The sequence below is a fragment of the Coprococcus intestinihominis genome (genome assembly GCF_040096555.1).
GTDB classification, from domain to species: domain Bacteria; phylum Bacillota; class Clostridia; order Lachnospirales; family Lachnospiraceae; genus Coprococcus_A; species Coprococcus_A intestinihominis.
Map to the genome: position 1 here is coordinate 1 of NZ_JBBMEK010000503.1, position 772 is coordinate 772.

1 protein-coding gene is annotated in these 772 nt (G+C 36.8%); it reads left to right on the plus strand.

What is annotated here, in order from left to right; all coding sequences use genetic code 11:
- Positions 1-295: 295 nt before the first annotated feature.
- The gene (locus WMO25_RS18495) at positions 296-709 is read left to right on the plus strand and encodes a putative ABC transporter permease (RefSeq protein WP_117527435.1); all 414 of its coding nucleotides are present in this window, start codon (positions 296-298) and stop codon (positions 707-709) included.
- Positions 710-772: the final 63 nt, after the last annotated feature.

The following is a 772-nucleotide window of genomic DNA, read 5'->3' on the forward strand; positions in this document are numbered from 1 at the left end:
AGTGACATAAATCACGCTCCATTGTTCAAGTGCTGCGCAGATACGCGCAGTGTATAATTTATAAAAATGTTTTCATTTAAATACCTATGAAATTGTAGCACACTCCGTCAGAAAATACTAGTACATCGTTTCGCAAATAACCGGCCTGATCCGCAGACAAGTGAGGTATCTGATATTTTGAAAAGGATGTATATGATATATTCATTGGACAAAAGGACTAAAAAGCTGTTTGAAAGTTTATACTACTATAAAGGAGTTGGTGTCTGTCTGTAAAGACAGCGGAAAGGATAGAAAAATGATAGCTTTGTGTAAGTTCCTGTTCCTATTTGTATTCGGGGGCAGTATTTATTATGGTATTGAAATGTTTACCCGGGGATTTTCTCATTGGAGTATGTTTATTCTAGGCGGTATCTGTTTCATTTTATGCGGACGCCTCAATGAGAAGCAGAGGGGTAGATATACGCTGCTGCAGCAAATGTTTCTGTCGATGTTGATGATCACTTTTCTTGAATTTTGTGCAGGGGTAATTTTAAATCTGTGGCTGAAACTGGATATATGGGATTACAGTCGGATACCCTTTAATCTTTATGGACAAATCTGTCTGCCCTATGCGGCGGTTTGGTTTGTGTTAAGTGCGGCAGCTATTGTGGCGGATGATTATCTTAGATATTGGCTCTATGGAGAAGAAAAACCATCTTATCGCTTATAGTCGCTACATTGTTATTAAATTATCATAATATTGTCGATTATTGATAAATTTTATGAAAAATAA